A 15,855-nucleotide genomic window follows, 5' to 3' on the forward strand; every position below is an offset into this window, starting at 1 on the left:
AATCGACCTGGTAAAGGGATCAGAAGACAGCTTTCAGAACCACGCGGTAGCGCGCCTTACCGTCACGTACATGCTGGATGGCATCGTTAATTTTCGACATCGGGAACCGTTCGGTTGTTGGTGCGACTTTGCTGCGGGAAGTGTAGAGCATGGTCGGGTGGGGTTCCTGGAGTGTGATAGAGGTTACACATCGTGGAAGACAATGCTGAAATTTTCAGCACTTAGCAATGTGGGTGCAAGCTGACGCTTGCATGGCGGCGCATGACAGGTATAATCCACAACGTTTTCCGCATACCTCTTCAGTGCCGAAGTGGCGAAATCGGTAGACGCAGTTGATTCAAAATCAACCGTAGAAATACGTGCCGGTTCGAGTCCGGCCTTCGGCACCATTAGTTTGCAATAGCTTGTTTTTCAACGAGTTATGGTGAAAACCCTGTCTATTGCTACTAATCTTTTCCCGTAATCTATTACCTTGGACTGCCGCTATGGTTGATGATGGTAATGGGAGATCTTAACTGTAACGGCCTCTAGTTGTACTGCTCGAACAGGTATTAAAAACTCGAAGCTGATGACGATACCACGTCTATAAATCCTTCCAAAGCAGACTAACTAAGCATTCAAGCCCGATGTGCTGTCTTCCTGTATCTGATTTTGAGATCTGAATGGCGGCGTAAACAAGTCTATGGTGGTGTGTATCTGTAAACGATATGCAGGCTCTGCCAGCATTTCAGCCATGCCCCTGCAAAGGTACACAGTTATCCTGATAATGTTCCGGAGTTATCGGGGGAGGCTTTGGGTGTTTTGCCCTGACACTCATTACGCAGTTGTTTGACCCACCTTGTAATCGTGGAAAGGCCGACATCCATAGCTTTGAAGGTATCTGCCACTGTGTAGTTCTGGTCAACAACCAGTTGAGTGGATTCGCGTTTGGATTCTGGACTAAAACTTCTTCTTTTCATTGGTGCACCTGTGTTGTTATGAGGTGGGCTTATCACTTCTGTTCAGGTGGCCAAATTCAGTAAACCACGACATAAGTTGTGAGAGAGTAAAACTTTTGCTGTAACTTTCAAAGTCAGAAAATTATACTACATCCAAACACTTAATGGATGTCGGGAGAATACAATGTCAAAAGAGACGTCTTTTGTTAAGAATGCTGAGGAACTTGCAAAGCAAAAAATGGATGCTATTAACCCTGAACTTTCTTCAAAATTTAAATTTTTAATAAAATTCCTGTCTCAGTTTCCTGAAGCTTGCTCTAAACCTCGTTCAAAAAAAATGCAGAATAAAGTTGGTCAAGAGGAACATATTGAATATTTAGCTCGTAGTTTTCATGAGAGTCGATTGCCAAGAAAACCCACGCCACCTACAACGGTTCCTGATGAGGTGGTTAGCATAGTTCTTAATATAAGTTTTAATATACAGCCTGAAAATCTTGAGAGAATAAAAGAAGAACATAGATTGTCGATGGCTGCTGAGAATATTGTAGGTGATTTGCTTGAAAGGTATCTTGCTGAAAAACTAGAACCTTCTGGATGGATATGGTGTTCAGGCACAAGTGTTAAAGCAGTTGATTTTATTCACTATGATGAAAAAAACAATGAATGGAACCTGCTCCAAGTTAAAAATAGAGATAATACCGAAAACTCATCGAGTAGTAAGATTAGAGATAATACAACAATAAAAAAATGGTTTAGAACTTACTCACAGCGTGATGCTACTAATTGGGAAAATTTTCCAGATGAAGTATCATCTAAGAATTTAAATGAAGAAGACTTCAGAGCTTTTGTTAAAAATTATTTGGTAAAAATAATATAAAGAGGAGGAAAACACTTCATTTTTATCATAATAATTATTCTGGAATAAATCTAACGCATCCAACATAGAGTAAGAATAAAAGGGTAGGCCATGAAACCTACCCTGTAGAGACTGTGATTAAAATTGTGTAATTGCCTGATTTTGATATGTTCACTCCAGTAACGGAGACAGGCAATTATGGACGAAAAGAAACTCAAAGCCCTTGTGGCTGAACTGGCTAAAGGCCTTAAAACCGAAGCAGATCTCAATGCTTTTTCCCGCATGTTGACGAAGCGTACCGTCGAAACGGCGCTCAATGCGGAGCTGACTGACCACCTCGGGTATGAGAAAAATGTGCCCAAAACAGGCTCAAACACCCGCAATGGCTACTCGTCAAAACGGTGTTATGCGATGACGGCGAGATCGAACTGAACACGTCGCGTGACCGTGAAAACACCTTCGAACCGCAGTTGATTAAGAAGCACCAGACGCGCATTACGCAGATGGACAGCCAGATTTTATCCCTCTACGCCAAAGATATGACTACCCGCGAAATTGTCGCCACCTTCAAAGAGATGTACGACGCAGATGTGTCACCCACGCTGATATGTAAAGTCACTGATGCGGTCAAAGAGCAGGTTGCAGAATGGCAAAATCGACCTCTGGATGCACTGTATCCCATTGTTTACCTTGACTGTATCGTGGTGAAAGTTCGTCAAGGTGGCACCGTAATTAACAAAGCGGTGTTCCTTGCACTCGGTATTAATACTGGAGGCCAGAAAGAGTTGCTGGGCATGTGGCTGGCCGAGAACGAAGGGGCGAAGTTCTGGCTGGGTATGCTGACAGAGCTTAAGAATCGGGGGCTTCAGGATATCCTTATTGCCTGCGTGGACGGTCTGAAAGGCTTCCCGGATGCGATAAACAGCGTGTATCCGCAGACGCACATCCAGTTGTGCATCATTCATATGGTGCGCAACAGCCTGAAATACGTATCGTGGAAGGACTACAAAGCCGTCACCGGCGGGTTAAAAACGGTGTATCAGGCGCCAACAGAAGAGGCGGCGCTAGTGGCACTGGAGCAGTTCTCGGATGTCTGGGACGATAAATACCCGCAAATCAGCAAAAGCTGGCGTGCGCACTGGGAAAATCTCAACACGTTCTTCGGCTATTCGCCCGATATCCGCAAGGCCATCTACACCACGAACGCTATCGAATCGCTGAACAGCGTGATCCGTGCGGCCATTAAGAAGCGTAAAGTGTTCCCGACTGACGACTCGCTGCGGAAGGTCATTTCTCTGGCGATCAAGGATGCATCAAAAAAATGGAATATGCCAATCCAGAGCTGGCGGCTGGCGATGAGTCGCTTTATTATCGAGTCCGGTGACCGCCTGAGCGATCACCTTTAATATGGCAGCAATTACACAGAATTATTTACAGGGTCTATCTTTTATTTATCTTATCTAAAAGATGTACCACAGATTTGCCAACAGCAAATGACAGATTAACAGGAACAGCGTTTCCTATTTGCTTATATTTCGCTGACATTGGGCCTTCAAATACCCATTCATCGGGGAAGGTCTGTATTCTTGCATACTCACGCACAGTTAATGGTCTTGTTTCTTCTGGGTGGCAACGCTCTGTTTGTTTCTGTGCTGGGGCGCATGTTAATGTTAGGCTTGGTTCATCCCATGACAAGCGACGAGCCATACCAGTTTTGCCCCCACCTAAGTAAAAACTCTTGAGCATGTATTCTTTTTGAATATCTTCAGGAAGATCTCTCCAGTAGCCACCGGGAGGAACCATACTTAGGATCTCTGCTTTTCTTTTGGGATATTTTTGTCCTTCAGATTCTGGCACGTCGCTATCGTACAGCTCTCCCTTTTTTAATGCATCTTTAAGGGTTAATATTTTATTGTAAGAAGAAGGCCACTCATAATCGATGCCATCAGCAAGATCATTTCTTACAGCTACAATGATCAAACGCTCGCGTTTTTGCGGCACTTTGTAGAAAATAGCCTTAAGCACTCTTGGCTCAAATAAAGTGTAGCCCAAGTCTGTGATAATATTTTTTATTGTTTCTAAAGTTCGTCCATCATCATGATTTAGCAACCCTCGAACATTCTCTGCTAAAAGAACTTTCGGATTGATTTCTTTAGCGGCTCGGGCGAATTCAAAGAAAAGGGTGCCCCGTGTATCTTCAAAACCAAGTTTTTTGCCTGCATAAGAGAATGCCTGGCAAGGAAAGCCACCAGCCAGCACATCAACGGTATTCCTATAAGGGGTGAAGTCTACTTGGCTCACATCACCTTCAACCACATTCCATTCAGGCCTATTTTTTCGTAACGTCTTACAAGCATGGGAGTCAATTTCATTTAGTAAAACAGATTTTAAACCGGCTTTTTCTAAACCTAAAGCCATCCCCCCTGCGCCAGCAAATAACTCTAATACAGTATAAATATTATTGCTTATTTTAGTCTCATCAGGCCACTGGCTTTTAAATAAAAACTGAGCTTGTTCAAAATTTTTAAGTTGCTCTTTTTTATAAAATCGATAGTTGTTTTCGTCATTTCTTTGAGAAACTAATTTTCCAGCAGTATCCCAACGCCTTAAAGTTTCTTTTGAAACGCCCAAAATGTCTGCAACTTCTGAAAGTGAAAACTCTTCCTTTAACATATTTAGTAACCATGCCAACATTAGTCATGGTTACTACTGTATGGGTTTACATGTGCTTTGTCAAACGTTGATCATGGTTATCAGCCGTAAGCGAGCCCAAAATACTTAATAAAACTATCTTTATCAGGGATGGAAAAACCTTGCTGCCCAAGACGTTCGCTCAAAATATACTCAATTGCGTGAGGAAGAGCACTATGGAGTTCTTGCAGAGCATCTGGTCTGCCAGTGACAAGCTCATAGAAACTCGCACCATCAATGATTCGAATGTTAGGGTTCGAAGGACACAGAGTACCACTACCTTTATTGGAAGGGGTAAAGGGGCTGTTATATCTGATAGGTTTACGAGGGATTATATTAACAAAGTACGCACAGTAATCCTTAAATCGGCTATGTTTTGGTGATACCAACTCATCTAAGCCTTTATATTTATCTGCTAAATCCCCGCCAGTAACCGTTGAGTATTTATTTTTCACCTCAGCGATGATTCTTCTTTCTTCGTTGAGAAGATCAACGATGCCACCAATCCCCATATCCCGCCATCCTTCAACATGGCCGAGAATTTTTTGGTGAAACGTACCAACATGATTTTGAATGGTTTTCTGCTGTTGTCGTGCAAGTTCGGAGTTTCGCCACTCTTCATGGGATGAGAACCCCGGAGCTTCAAAAAGTGCACCAAAAGGGTCAATCACATTGCTGGTAAAAGTCTTCTCAGCGGCGTCTTTTTTCTTTTTAGCTTTCGTTAATAAGGTTTCAACTTCGTTAAAAAGATCTTCATCACTGATATATTCAAGTAATGACATAGTTATCTCTCCATCATTCTTTATAATTCAATAAGTTTTTCGCGTAATAACCTTTGGGGACTATTGCGGTTGCGGCTAATTACACGACAGCTCTCAAAAACGACACTGGAGCAAGTTTTCTAATCATAACGATTACAGACATAGATGAAAACGATCAATAAGCACTTAAAGGGCGTATGTTTGTTGTGGCGGGATTTGAATGGCTTGTGCTGAGGATTCGAGCAATATGTTACAGTGATAGAGGATTTTAACACCTAAATTTTAAGATAAATAATTAATTCTATATATCGCGATACACCAATAGTCGTTACCACCTTCATCTTATTATCAAGAAAGACATTGTAGTGGCATAGTGAATTTGGCCACCTGAATAGAGGTGATATCATCACCTCATAGTCAAAACAGGTGACATTATGACCGGACGTAACAGACGCAATTTTAGCCCCGAGTTTCGCCTCGAGGCTGCCCAGCTTGTACTCGATCAGCATTACACCGTTGCCGCCGCTGCCACTGCGATGAATGTCGGCAAATCCACGATGGATAAATGGGTTCGACAACTGAAAGAAGAGCGAGCGGGAAAATCACCCATAGCTTCACCCATGACACCTGAGCAGATTGAAATACGTGAGTTGAAGAAAAGACTTCAACGCGTTGAAATGGAAAGGGATATATTAAAAAAGGCTACCGCGCTCTTGATGTCAGACTCCCTGAACAATTCTCATTAGTTGAGAAACTCAGGGCGCGGTTTCCTGTTGCCGTTGTGTGCAACGTGTTTGGGGTTCATCGCAGCAGTTATAAATACTGGCGGCAGCCCAGGAAGCCTGACGCCACGAAAGTGGCATTACTGAGCCTTGTGCGTGAAGTTTATCACGAAAGTAACGGTTCAGCAGGAGCGCGAAGCATTGCCGCAATGGTCACCACCAAAGGTATAAAACTGAGCCGCTGGCGGGCAACAAAGCTGATGAAAGCGCTCAATATTATCAGCTGTCAGCAACCTGGCCATCGTTATAAGAAGGCGTCTAAGGAACACATTGAGATCCCTAATTATCTGGATCGCCAGTTTGCTGTTACCGAGCCTAATCAGGCTTGGTGCGGTGATGTGACTTATATCTGGACGGGAAAACGCTGGGCTTATCTGGCTGTTGTACTCGATTTGTTTTCCCGCAAACCGGTTGGCTGGGCGATGTCATTTTTCCCTGATTCCGCACTGACAGGTAAAGCCCTGCCGATGGCCTGGGAAGCACGGGGGAAACCGGCTAATTTACTGTATCACTCGGATCAAGGCAGTCACTATACCAGCAGGAATTTCAGACAGTTACTGTGGAGATATCAGATAAAGCAAAGCCTGAGTCGCCGGGGAAATTGCTGGGATAACAGCCCAATGGAACGGTTCTTCAGAAGCCTGAAAACAGAGTGGGTACCGGATAATGGCTACGCGAATTTTAGCGAAGCCAGCACGGCAATAACGAATTACATCACAGGATATTACAGCCAGCTCAGACCTCATCAATATAATGGTGGTTTGACGCCGAATGAATCAGAACGATTGTTCTGGAAAAACTCTAAAGCTGTGGCCAGTTTTTGTTGACCACTACACATAGACCTTCGTCTGCTCTCCCGGTGTGAAGACGTTATAGCTAACCTTACTGCTTTTTGTTCCGAGAGCATGACTGCGCTGAGGATTGTCTGAAGTGGTTTATCATGATAGCGATGGTGTGCCAGATCCCATCTCTGCGCTTAGTTCTGGATGGTTTGGGGTTGTAAGTAGATCCGTTTTAGTTCCCCACCAAATAATGGTGCTGTCGATATTCCTCTGGTGTCATATTGTTCAGTGATTCATGTGGGCGTTCACAGTTATATTCTGATAACCATTTCTCCGTGATTTCCCGTACTTCATTCAGCGTTCTGCATCGGCTTATCCACTAGATAAACTCCAGTGTTACTGCATGTTTCTCTGCTCATCCCCATGAGCAGATATTTGATGACGAGTTATTTATCCTTCCCTATGACCCGAAGGGCAGCAGGCATATCATTTTCCATTGATTGGTTCGGGTGGATAAGATGAATGACATCGTGTCAAAGCACTCTCTGACGGCGTTGCCAGTAAAATGAGATGTGATGTTTTTATAAGCGGTGAGGAAAAGAGTTTTTCAAAGGCTATGAACTCCGCAATGTTGACATCTACTTCGCTGCTCACTGGCACACATTGTTAATGCAAATCATGACATCTTTGCTTATTTGACTGTCAGAAAAGATTTTACAGAGGAAATCCAGATAACCCCGCCCTTGATGGGCAGGGTTAACGTCGAATTACTGGCCTTTGTTTTCCAGATTCTCAACCTGCGGTACGCCGGAAGCGGCAGAAGATGAGAGCAGACCCGTTTTGGCATAACCGAAAAGTTTCTCGCGAGTATCGGTGATATCCAGGTTACGCATGGTCAGCTGACCGATACGATCATCTGGCGAGAACACCGAGTCACCTTTTTCCATCGTCAGACGTTCTGGTTTGTAAGTCAGGTTGTCAGAGACGGTATTGAGGATGGAGTAATCATTCCCGCGACGCAGCTCCAGAGTAACTTCACCTGTAATCTGGCTGGCAACCCAGCGTTGCAGAGAGTCACGTAGCATCAATGCCTGGGAATCGAACCAACGTCCCTGGTACAGCAAACGGCCTAACTGACGACCATGCGCGTGATACTGCTCGATGGTGTCTTCATTGTGAATACCGGTCAGTAGACGTTCATAAGCGATATGCAGCAGCGCCATCCCCGGAGCTTCGTAGATGCCACGGCTTTTCGCTTCGATGATACGGTTTTCGATTTGGTCGCTCATGCCCAGGCCGTGACGACCGCCGATGCGGTTGGCTTCCAGCATCATTTCCACATCATCGCTAAAGGTTTTGCCGTTCAGCGCCACCGGATGACCCTGTTCAAAACGTACCGTGACTTCTTCTGCCGGGATCTTCACACTCTCATCCCAGAATTTCACGCCCATAATCGGGTTGACGATTTTGACGCTGGAATTGAGATATTCCAGATCTTTCGCTTCGTGCGTGGCACCAAGCATGTTGGAGTCGGTGGAGTAGGCTTTCTCGACCGACATTTTGTAGTCGAAACCGCAGGCAATCATAAATTCAGACATTTCGTGACGACCGCCTAACTCATCAATAAAGTCAGTATCAAGCCACGGTTTGTAAATTTGCAGTTCTGCGTTGGTCAACAGGCCGTAACGATAGAAACGTTCGATATCGTTTCCTTTATAGGTGCTGCCATCACCCCAGATGTTAACGCCATCTTCTTTCATCGCAGCAACCAGCATGGTGCCAGTCACGGCACGGCCCAGCGGCGTGGTGTTGAAATAGGTCAGGCCGCCAGTGGTGTTATGGAAAGCACCACACTGAATAGCAGCAATGCCTTCGGCCACCAGTTGTTTGCGGCAGTCGATTAGACGAGCGTTCTCCGCGCCGTATTCCATGGCACGACGAGGGATCGCATCATAATCCTCTTCGTCTGGCTGACCCAAGTTTGCAGTATATGCATAAGGAACAGCTCCCTTTTGTCGCATCCACAGCAGTGCGGCACTGGTGTCCAGACCGCCAGAAAAAGCGATGCCAATACGTTGACCTACCGGGAGATGCTTGAGAATCGTCGTCATAAAATAACACCCTGCTTGATTAACTGATGATGAGCCTGGATTTCCGCTCTCACTGAATTTTTATGCAAAATAAATGAGTTTTCATTTAATCATCTTTTATCGGAGACCGGAAGAGTTTAGTGCGTTTTTTGTAAAATAATGCGCTTAAGAGAAGTAAGGTGAGGTAGAAATTATTCAATCAATGAAAGTGAACAGGATATCCATTCACGTGAGTAGCAATAAATGTTGACAAAATGTGGCGTGGATCACTATAATGACCGCAGATTTTACGTCCCGTCTCGGTACACCAAATCCCAGCAGTATTTGCATTTTTTACTCAAAACGAGTAGAATTTGCCACGTTTCAGGCGCGGGGTGGAGCAGCCTGGTAGCTCGTCGGGCTCATAACCCGAAGGTCGTCGGTTCAAATCCGGCCCCCGCAACCACTTTCCCTTAGAGTTCTTTTTCAAATATACTGTGAAGACTTCGGCCTTCGTAGTGGGATTTGAAAAAATCCTTCTGGAAAGTGCTCCAGACCGCATTTGCGGTTATAGGGTTCAGTTATATAAAGCCCCGATTTATCGGGGTTTTTTGTTATCTGACTACAGAATAACTGGGCTTTAGGCCCTTTTTTTATGTCTTGGGGGTGGGCTTGTCCACATTAGAGCAAAAATTAACAGAGATGATTACTGCGCCAGTTGAGGCCCTGGGTTTTGAACTGGTTGGCATCGAGTTTATTCGCGGTCGCACATCCACACTGCGCATCTATATTGATAGTGAAGATGGCATCAATGTTGATGATTGTGCTGATGTGAGCCACCAGGTAAGTGCCGTGTTGGATGTTGAAGATCCCATCACCGTTGCTTATAACCTGGAAGTCTCCTCACCGGGTCTCGATCGCCCACTGTTCACGGCTGAACACTACGCCCGTTTCGTCGGAGAAGAGGTGACTCTGGTTCTCCGCATGGCGGTACAAAACCGTCGTAAATGGCAGGGCGTTATCAAAGCGGTAGACGGTGAAATGATCACAGTTACCGTCGAAGGTAAAGATGAAGTGTTCGCGCTGAGTAATATCCAGAAGGCGAACCTGGTTCCCCACTTTTAATAGTCTGGATGAGGTGAAAACCCCGCGATGAACAAAGAAATTTTGGCTGTAGTTGAAGCCGTCTCCAATGAAAAGGCGCTGCCTCGCGAGAAAATTTTCGAAGCGTTGGAAAGCGCGTTGGCTACAGCAACCAAGAAAAAATATGAACAAGAGATCGACGTTCGCGTACAGATCGATCGCAAAAGTGGTGATTTTGACACCTTCCGTCGCTGGCTGATTGTTGATGAAGTCACACAGCCGACCAAAGAAATCACCCTTGAAGCTGCGCGTTTTGAAGATGAAAGCCTGAACCTGGGCGATTACGTTGAAGATCAGATTGAGTCTGTCACCTTTGACCGCATTACGACCCAGACGGCAAAACAGGTTATCGTGCAGAAAGTTCGTGAAGCCGAACGCGCGATGGTTGTTGATCAGTTCCGTGAACACGAAGGTGAAATCATCACCGGCGTGGTGAAAAAAGTAAACCGCGATAACATCTCTCTGGATCTGGGTAACAATGCTGAAGCTGTCATCCTGCGTGAAGACATGCTGCCGCGTGAAAACTTCCGCCCTGGCGACCGCGTTCGTGGCGTGCTTTATTCCGTTCGCCCGGAAGCGCGTGGCGCGCAGCTTTTCGTCACCCGTTCCAAACCGGAAATGCTGATCGAACTGTTCCGCATTGAAGTGCCGGAAATCGGCGAAGAAGTGATTGAAATTAAAGCTGCCGCTCGCGATCCTGGCTCTCGTGCGAAAATCGCGGTGAAAACCAACGATAAACGTATCGATCCAGTAGGTGCTTGTGTCGGTATGCGTGGTGCCCGTGTTCAGGCAGTTTCCACCGAGCTTGGCGGCGAGCGTATCGATATCGTCCTGTGGGATGATAACCCGGCGCAGTTCGTGATCAACGCGATGGCACCGGCAGACGTTGCTTCTATCGTGGTGGATGAAGATAAACACACCATGGATATCGCCGTTGAAGCTGGTAATCTGGCGCAAGCAATTGGCCGTAACGGTCAGAACGTGCGTCTGGCTTCGCAGCTGAGTGGTTGGGAACTCAACGTAATGACCGTTGACGACCTGCAGGCTAAACATCAGGCGGAAGCACACGCAGCGATCGATACCTTCACCCGTTATCTCGACATTGACGAAGACTTTGCCACTGTCCTGGTAGAAGAAGGCTTCTCGACGCTGGAAGAACTGGCCTATGTGCCGATGAAAGAGCTGTTGGAAATTGAAGGCCTTGATGAGCCGACTGTTGAAGCACTGCGCGAGCGTGCTAAAAATGCACTGGCCACCATTGCACAGGCCCAGGAAGAAAGCCTCGGTGATAACAAACCGGCTGACGATCTGCTGAACCTTGAAGGGATGGATCGTGATTTGGCATTCAAACTGGCCGCCCGTGGCGTTTGTACGCTGGAAGATCTCGCCGAACAGGGCATTGATGATCTGGCTGATATCGAAGGGTTGACCGACGAAAAAGCCGGAGCACTGATTATGGCTGCCCGTAATATTTGCTGGTTCGGTGACGAAGCGTAATAAACTGTAGCAGGAAGGAACAGCATGACAGATGTAACGATTAAAACGCTGGCCGCAGAGCGACAGACCTCCGTGGAACGCCTGGTACAGCAATTTGCTGATGCAGGTATCCGGAAGTCTGCTGACGACTCTGTGACTGCACAAGAGAAACAGACTTTAATTGACCACCTGAATCAGAAAAATTCAGGGCCGGACAAATTAACGCTGCAACGTAAAACACGTAGCACCCTTAACATTCCTGGTACCGGTGGAAAAAGCAAATCGGTACAAATCGAAGTCCGCAAGAAACGCACCTTTGTGAAACGTGATCCGCAAGAGGCTGAACGCCTTGCAGCGGAAGAGCAAGCGCAGCGTGAAGCGGAAGAGCAAGCCCGTCGTGAGGCAGAAGAATTGGCCAAACGCGAGGCGCAACAAAAAGCTGAACGTGAGGCCGCAGAACAAGCTAAACGTGAAGCCGCTGAACAAGCGAAACGTGAAGCTGCGGAAAAAGACAAAGTGAGCAATCAACAAGACGATATGACTAAAAACGCCCAGGCTGAAAAAGCCCGCCGTGAGCAGGAAGCTGCAGAGCTCAAGCGTAAAGCTGAAGAAGAAGCGCGTCGTAAACTCGAAGAAGAAGCACGTCGCGTTGCTGAAGAAGCACGTCGTATGGCGGAAGAAAACAAATGGACTGATAGCGCGGAACCGACCGAAGATTCCAGCGATTATCACGTTACAACCTCTCAACATGCTCGCCAGGCAGAAGACGAAAGCGATCGTGAAGTCGAAGGCGGCCGTGGCCGTGGTCGTAACGCGAAAGCAGCGCGTCCGAAAAAAGGCAACAAACACTCTGAATCTAAGGCCGATCGCGAAGAAGCGCGCGCAGCAGTACGTGGCGGTAAAGGCGGAAAACGCAAAGGTTCTTCACTGCAGCAGGGCTTCCAGAAGCCAGCTCAGGCCGTTAACCGTGACGTGGTGATCGGTGAAACCATCACCGTTGGCGAACTGGCGAACAAGATGGCGGTTAAAGGCTCTCAGGTCATCAAAGCGATGATGAAACTGGGCGCAATGGCAACCATCAACCAGGTCATCGACCAGGAAACCGCACAGCTGGTTGCCGAAGAGATGGGTCACAAAGTTATCCTGCGTCGTGAAAACGAACTGGAAGAAGCGGTAATGAGCGACCGTGATACTGGCGCTGCGGCTGAACCGCGCGCGCCGGTCGTGACCATCATGGGTCACGTTGACCACGGTAAAACCTCCCTGCTGGACTACATTCGTTCAACGAAAGTGGCCTCTGGCGAAGCAGGTGGCATTACCCAGCACATCGGTGCATACCACGTTGAAACTGAAAACGGCATGATCACCTTCCTGGACACCCCGGGGCACGCCGCGTTTACTTCAATGCGTGCACGTGGTGCGCAGGCAACGGATATCGTAGTTCTGGTTGTCGCTGCAGATGACGGCGTAATGCCGCAGACCATTGAAGCAATCCAGCACGCGAAAGCGGCGGGTGTGCCGGTTGTGGTTGCTGTGAACAAAATCGATAAGCCAGAAGCCGATCCGGATCGCGTTAAGAACGAACTGTCCCAGTACGGCATTCTGCCGGAAGAGTGGGGCGGTGAAAGCCAGTTCGTACACGTATCTGCAAAAGCAGGTACAGGTATCGACGAACTGCTGGATGCGATCCTGCTGCAGGCTGAAGTTCTGGAACTGAAAGCCGTGCGTAACGGGATGGCGAGCGGTGCGGTTATCGAATCCTTCCTCGATAAAGGCCGTGGTCCGGTTGCAACTGTACTGGTACGTGAAGGTACTCTGCACAAGGGCGACATCGTTCTGTGTGGCTTCGAATACGGTCGTGTTCGTGCAATGCGTAACGAACTCGGTCAGGAAGTGCTGGAAGCAGGCCCGTCCATTCCGGTGGAAATCCTTGGCCTGTCCGGTGTTCCGGCTGCGGGTGACGAAGTTACCGTTGTTCGTGACGAGAAGAAAGCTCGTGAAGTTGCACTGTACCGTCAGGGCAAATTCCGTGAAGTTAAACTGGCGCGTCAGCAGAAATCTAAACTCGAGAACATGTTCGCCAACATGACCGAAGGCGAAGTTCATGAAGTGAACATCGTACTGAAGGCTGACGTTCAGGGTTCTGTGGAAGCGATTTCCGATTCCTTGCTGAAACTGTCTACTGACGAAGTTAAAGTGAAGATCATCGGTTCTGGCGTAGGTGGTATCACCGAAACCGACGCGACCCTGGCGGCTGCATCCAACGCGATTCTGGTTGGCTTCAACGTTCGTGCTGATGCCTCTGCGCGTAAAGTGATTGAAGCGGAAAGCCTGGATCTGCGTTACTACTCCGTCATCTATAACCTGATCGATGAAGTTAAAGCGGCGATGAGCGGTATGCTGTCTCCGGAACTGAAACAGCAGATCATCGGTCTGGCAGAAGTGCGTGACGTGTTCAAATCACCGAAATTCGGCGCCATCGCAGGCTGTATGGTTACCGAAGGTGTGGTTAAACGTCACAACCCGATCCGCGTTCTGCGCGACAACGTGGTTATCTACGAAGGCGAGCTGGAGTCCCTGCGCCGCTTCAAAGATGACGTTAACGAAGTCCGTAACGGTATGGAATGTGGTATCGGCGTTAAGAACTACAACGACGTCCGCACTGGCGATGTGATCGAAGTATTCGAAATCATCGAGATTCAGCGTACGATTGCCTAAGGTTGATTGGGTGTAGGCCGGATAAGGCGTTTGAGTCACTTCCGGCAGCCGTTGCCTGATGTGACGCTGGCGCGTCTTATCAGGCCTACGTGAACAGCCCTTCCACCTGAAATTAATTTTAAAAAGGGGCTTATGGCCCCTTTTTTGTCAGGAGAATTTATTATGGCGAAAGAATTTGGTCGCCCGCAGCGCGTAGCGCAGGAAATGCAAAAAGAGATCGCTCTCATCCTGCAACGCGAAATTAAAGATCCTCGTCTGGGCATGATGACCACCGTTTCCGGTGTCGAAATGTCTCGTGACCTGGCGTATGCCAAAGTGTATGTCACTTTCCTCAACGACAAAGATGAAGATGCGGTAAAAGCGGGCATCAAAGCGTTGCAGGAAGCCTCTGGTTTCATCCGCAGCCTGCTGGGCAAAGCGATGCGTCTGCGTATCGTGCCGGAACTGACCTTCTTCTACGACAACTCATTGGTTGAAGGGATGCGAATGTCAAACCTGGTGACCAGCGTGGTCAAACATGACGAAGAACGTCGTGTTAACCCGGACGACAGCAAGGAGGACTAATGAGTCGTCCTCGTCGTCGCGGTCGCGACATTAACGGCGTTTTGTTGCTGGATAAACCGCAGGGTATGTCCAGCAACGATGCGCTGCAAAAGGTGAAACGGATTTATAACGCCAACCGTGCCGGGCATACCGGTGCGCTGGATCCGCTGGCGACCGGCATGTTACCGATTTGCCTTGGGGAAGCGACGAAGTTTTCCCAGTATCTGCTGGACTCCGACAAACGTTATCGGGTGATTGCGCGTCTTGGGCAGCGTACCGATACTTCCGACGCTGACGGACAAATCGTTGAGGAGCGTCCGGTAACCTTTAGTGCAGAGCAACTGGCGGCAGCACTGGATACGTTCCGTGGCGATATCGAACAGATCCCTTCGATGTATTCGGCGCTGAAATATCAGGGCAAAAAACTGTATGAGTACGCGCGTCAGGGCATTGAAGTCCCACGCGAAGCGCGTCCGATTACCGTTTATGAATTGCTGTTTATTCGTCATGAAGGCAATGAGCTGGAGCTGGAAATTCATTGCTCAAAAGGCACCTATATCCGCACTATCATTGACGACCTGGGGGAAAAACTCGGCTGTGGCGCGCATGTTATTTACCTGCGCCGTCTGGCGGTAAGTAAATATCCAGTCGAACGGATGGTGACTCTGGAACATCTGCGTGAATTGGTTGAGCAAGCTGAACAGCAAGAGATTCCGGCGGCACAATTGCTTGATCCATTATTGATGCCAATGGACAGTCCAGCTTCGGACTACCCGGTAGTGAATCTTCCGTTAACATCTTCTGTTTACTTCAAAAATGGTAACCCGGTTCGTACATCTGGTGCGCCGCTGGAAGGACTGGTTCGTGTTACAGAAGGTGAGAACGGCAAGTTTATCGGTATGGGCGAAATTGACGATGAAGGCCGTGTCGCGCCTCGTCGCCTGGTGGTTGAATACCCGGCGTAATGTTAACCGTCTTGCGATAACAGGTCGCTACGAGTAGAATACTGCCGCTTAACGTCGCGTAAATTGTTTAACACTTTGCGTAACGTACACTGGGATCGCTGAATTAGAGATCGGCGTCCTTTCATTCTATA

General features: G+C 47.6%; 10 protein-coding genes, 2 tRNA genes and 5 pseudogenes. 10 read left to right on the forward strand and 7 right to left on the reverse strand.

Features of this window, described 5'->3' with window-relative positions:
* Window positions 1–19: 19 nt before the first annotated feature.
* Window positions 20–151: pseudogene (locus tag LG381_RS07080) on the reverse strand (alcohol dehydrogenase); the annotation flags it as partial.
* Between the two features lie 153 nt (window positions 152–304).
* On the opposite strand from LG381_RS07080, the gene LG381_RS07085 reads away from it, so the two are divergent.
* Window positions 305–389 (forward strand) — tRNA-Leu (locus LG381_RS07085).
* A gap of 393 nt (window positions 390–782) precedes the next feature.
* On the opposite strand, the pseudogene LG381_RS07090 reads toward LG381_RS07085, so the two are convergent.
* Window positions 783–959, reverse strand: a pseudogene (locus tag LG381_RS07090) (transposase); the annotation flags it as partial.
* Window positions 960–1,122: 163 nt separating this feature from the next.
* Between LG381_RS07090 and LG381_RS07095 the strand changes: the two are divergent.
* Both LG381_RS07095 and LG381_RS07100 read left to right on the forward strand, forming a co-directional pair.
* Entirely contained in the window at window positions 1,123–1,815 is a 693-nt protein-coding gene (locus tag LG381_RS07095) for a SinI family restriction endonuclease (RefSeq protein ID WP_000032527.1), read from the forward strand.
* Window positions 1,816–1,992: 177 nt separating this feature from the next.
* A pseudogene (locus LG381_RS07100) lies at window positions 1,993–3,200 on the forward strand (IS256 family transposase).
* Window positions 3,201–3,234: 34 nt separating this feature from the next.
* Here the strand turns inward: LG381_RS07100 and dcm are convergent.
* Complete coding sequence (gene dcm, locus LG381_RS07105; protein WP_105280915.1) at window positions 3,235–4,467, reverse strand: DNA (cytosine-5-)-methyltransferase; 1,233 nt, start codon at window positions 4,465–4,467, stop codon at window positions 3,235–3,237.
* 80 nt (window positions 4,468–4,547) lie between these two features.
* Complete coding sequence (locus LG381_RS07110; protein ID WP_000054478.1) at window positions 4,548–5,267, reverse strand: Eco47II family restriction endonuclease; 720 nt, start codon at window positions 5,265–5,267, stop codon at window positions 4,548–4,550.
* A gap of 413 nt (window positions 5,268–5,680) precedes the next feature.
* On the opposite strand from LG381_RS07110, the gene LG381_RS07115 reads away from it, so the two are divergent.
* Window positions 5,681–6,855, forward strand: a protein-coding gene (locus LG381_RS07115) for an IS3 family transposase (RefSeq protein ID WP_225762190.1) whose coding sequence is annotated in 2 segments (ribosomal slippage) — window positions 5,681–5,939 and window positions 5,939–6,855 — 1,176 coding nt in all. Because the reading frame shifts where the segments join, the coding sequence is not laid out codon by codon here.
* Between the two features lie 9 nt (window positions 6,856–6,864).
* Here the strand turns inward: LG381_RS07115 and LG381_RS07120 are convergent.
* From LG381_RS07120 to argG, 3 genes and pseudogenes are all read right to left on the reverse strand, one after another.
* Window positions 6,865–7,080 (reverse strand): annotated as a pseudogene (locus tag LG381_RS07120) (integrase); the annotation flags it as partial.
* A pseudogene (locus LG381_RS07125) lies at window positions 7,070–7,174 on the reverse strand (integrase core domain-containing protein); the annotation flags it as partial. The pseudogenes LG381_RS07120 and LG381_RS07125, both read right to left, overlap by 11 nt.
* 403 nt (window positions 7,175–7,577) lie before the next feature.
* Window positions 7,578–8,921, reverse strand: coding sequence for an argininosuccinate synthase (argG, locus tag LG381_RS07130; RefSeq protein ID WP_000207675.1), 1,344 nt, complete (start codon window positions 8,919–8,921; stop codon window positions 7,578–7,580).
* Window positions 8,922–9,268: 347 nt separating this feature from the next.
* On the opposite strand from argG, the gene LG381_RS07135 reads away from it, so the two are divergent.
* The 6 genes from LG381_RS07135 to truB all read left to right on the forward strand — a co-directional run bounded on the left by LG381_RS07135 (window position 9,269) and on the right by truB (window position 15,724).
* Window positions 9,269–9,345, forward strand: a tRNA-Met gene (locus tag LG381_RS07135).
* Between the two features lie 206 nt (window positions 9,346–9,551).
* Window positions 9,552–10,004, forward strand: a complete 453-nt coding sequence (gene rimP, locus LG381_RS07140; protein ID WP_001300397.1) for a ribosome maturation factor RimP — start codon at window positions 9,552–9,554, stop codon at window positions 10,002–10,004.
* A gap of 27 nt (window positions 10,005–10,031) precedes the next feature.
* On the forward strand, window positions 10,032–11,519 hold the full coding sequence (nusA, locus tag LG381_RS07145) for a transcription termination factor NusA (RefSeq protein ID WP_001031044.1): 1,488 nt from the start codon (window positions 10,032–10,034) through the stop codon (window positions 11,517–11,519).
* A gap of 24 nt (window positions 11,520–11,543) precedes the next feature.
* Complete coding sequence (gene infB / locus LG381_RS07150) at window positions 11,544–14,216, forward strand: translation initiation factor IF-2 (protein ID WP_000133059.1); 2,673 nt, start codon at window positions 11,544–11,546, stop codon at window positions 14,214–14,216.
* 162 nt (window positions 14,217–14,378) lie between these two features.
* Window positions 14,379–14,780 (forward strand): 30S ribosome-binding factor RbfA, encoded by a 402-nt coding sequence (gene rbfA / locus LG381_RS07155; protein ID WP_001040205.1) that lies wholly within the window; start codon window positions 14,379–14,381, stop codon window positions 14,778–14,780.
* Entirely contained in the window at window positions 14,780–15,724 is a 945-nt protein-coding gene (truB, locus tag LG381_RS07160; protein ID WP_000089704.1) for a tRNA pseudouridine(55) synthase TruB, read from the forward strand. Before rbfA ends, truB begins: the two co-directional genes overlap by 1 nt.
* Window positions 15,725–15,855: the final 131 nt, after the last annotated feature.

Source organism: Escherichia sp. Marseille-Q3837, from assembly GCF_916618735.1.
In the GTDB taxonomy this organism is placed as follows: Bacteria; Pseudomonadota; Gammaproteobacteria; order Enterobacterales; family Enterobacteriaceae; genus Escherichia; species Escherichia ruysiae.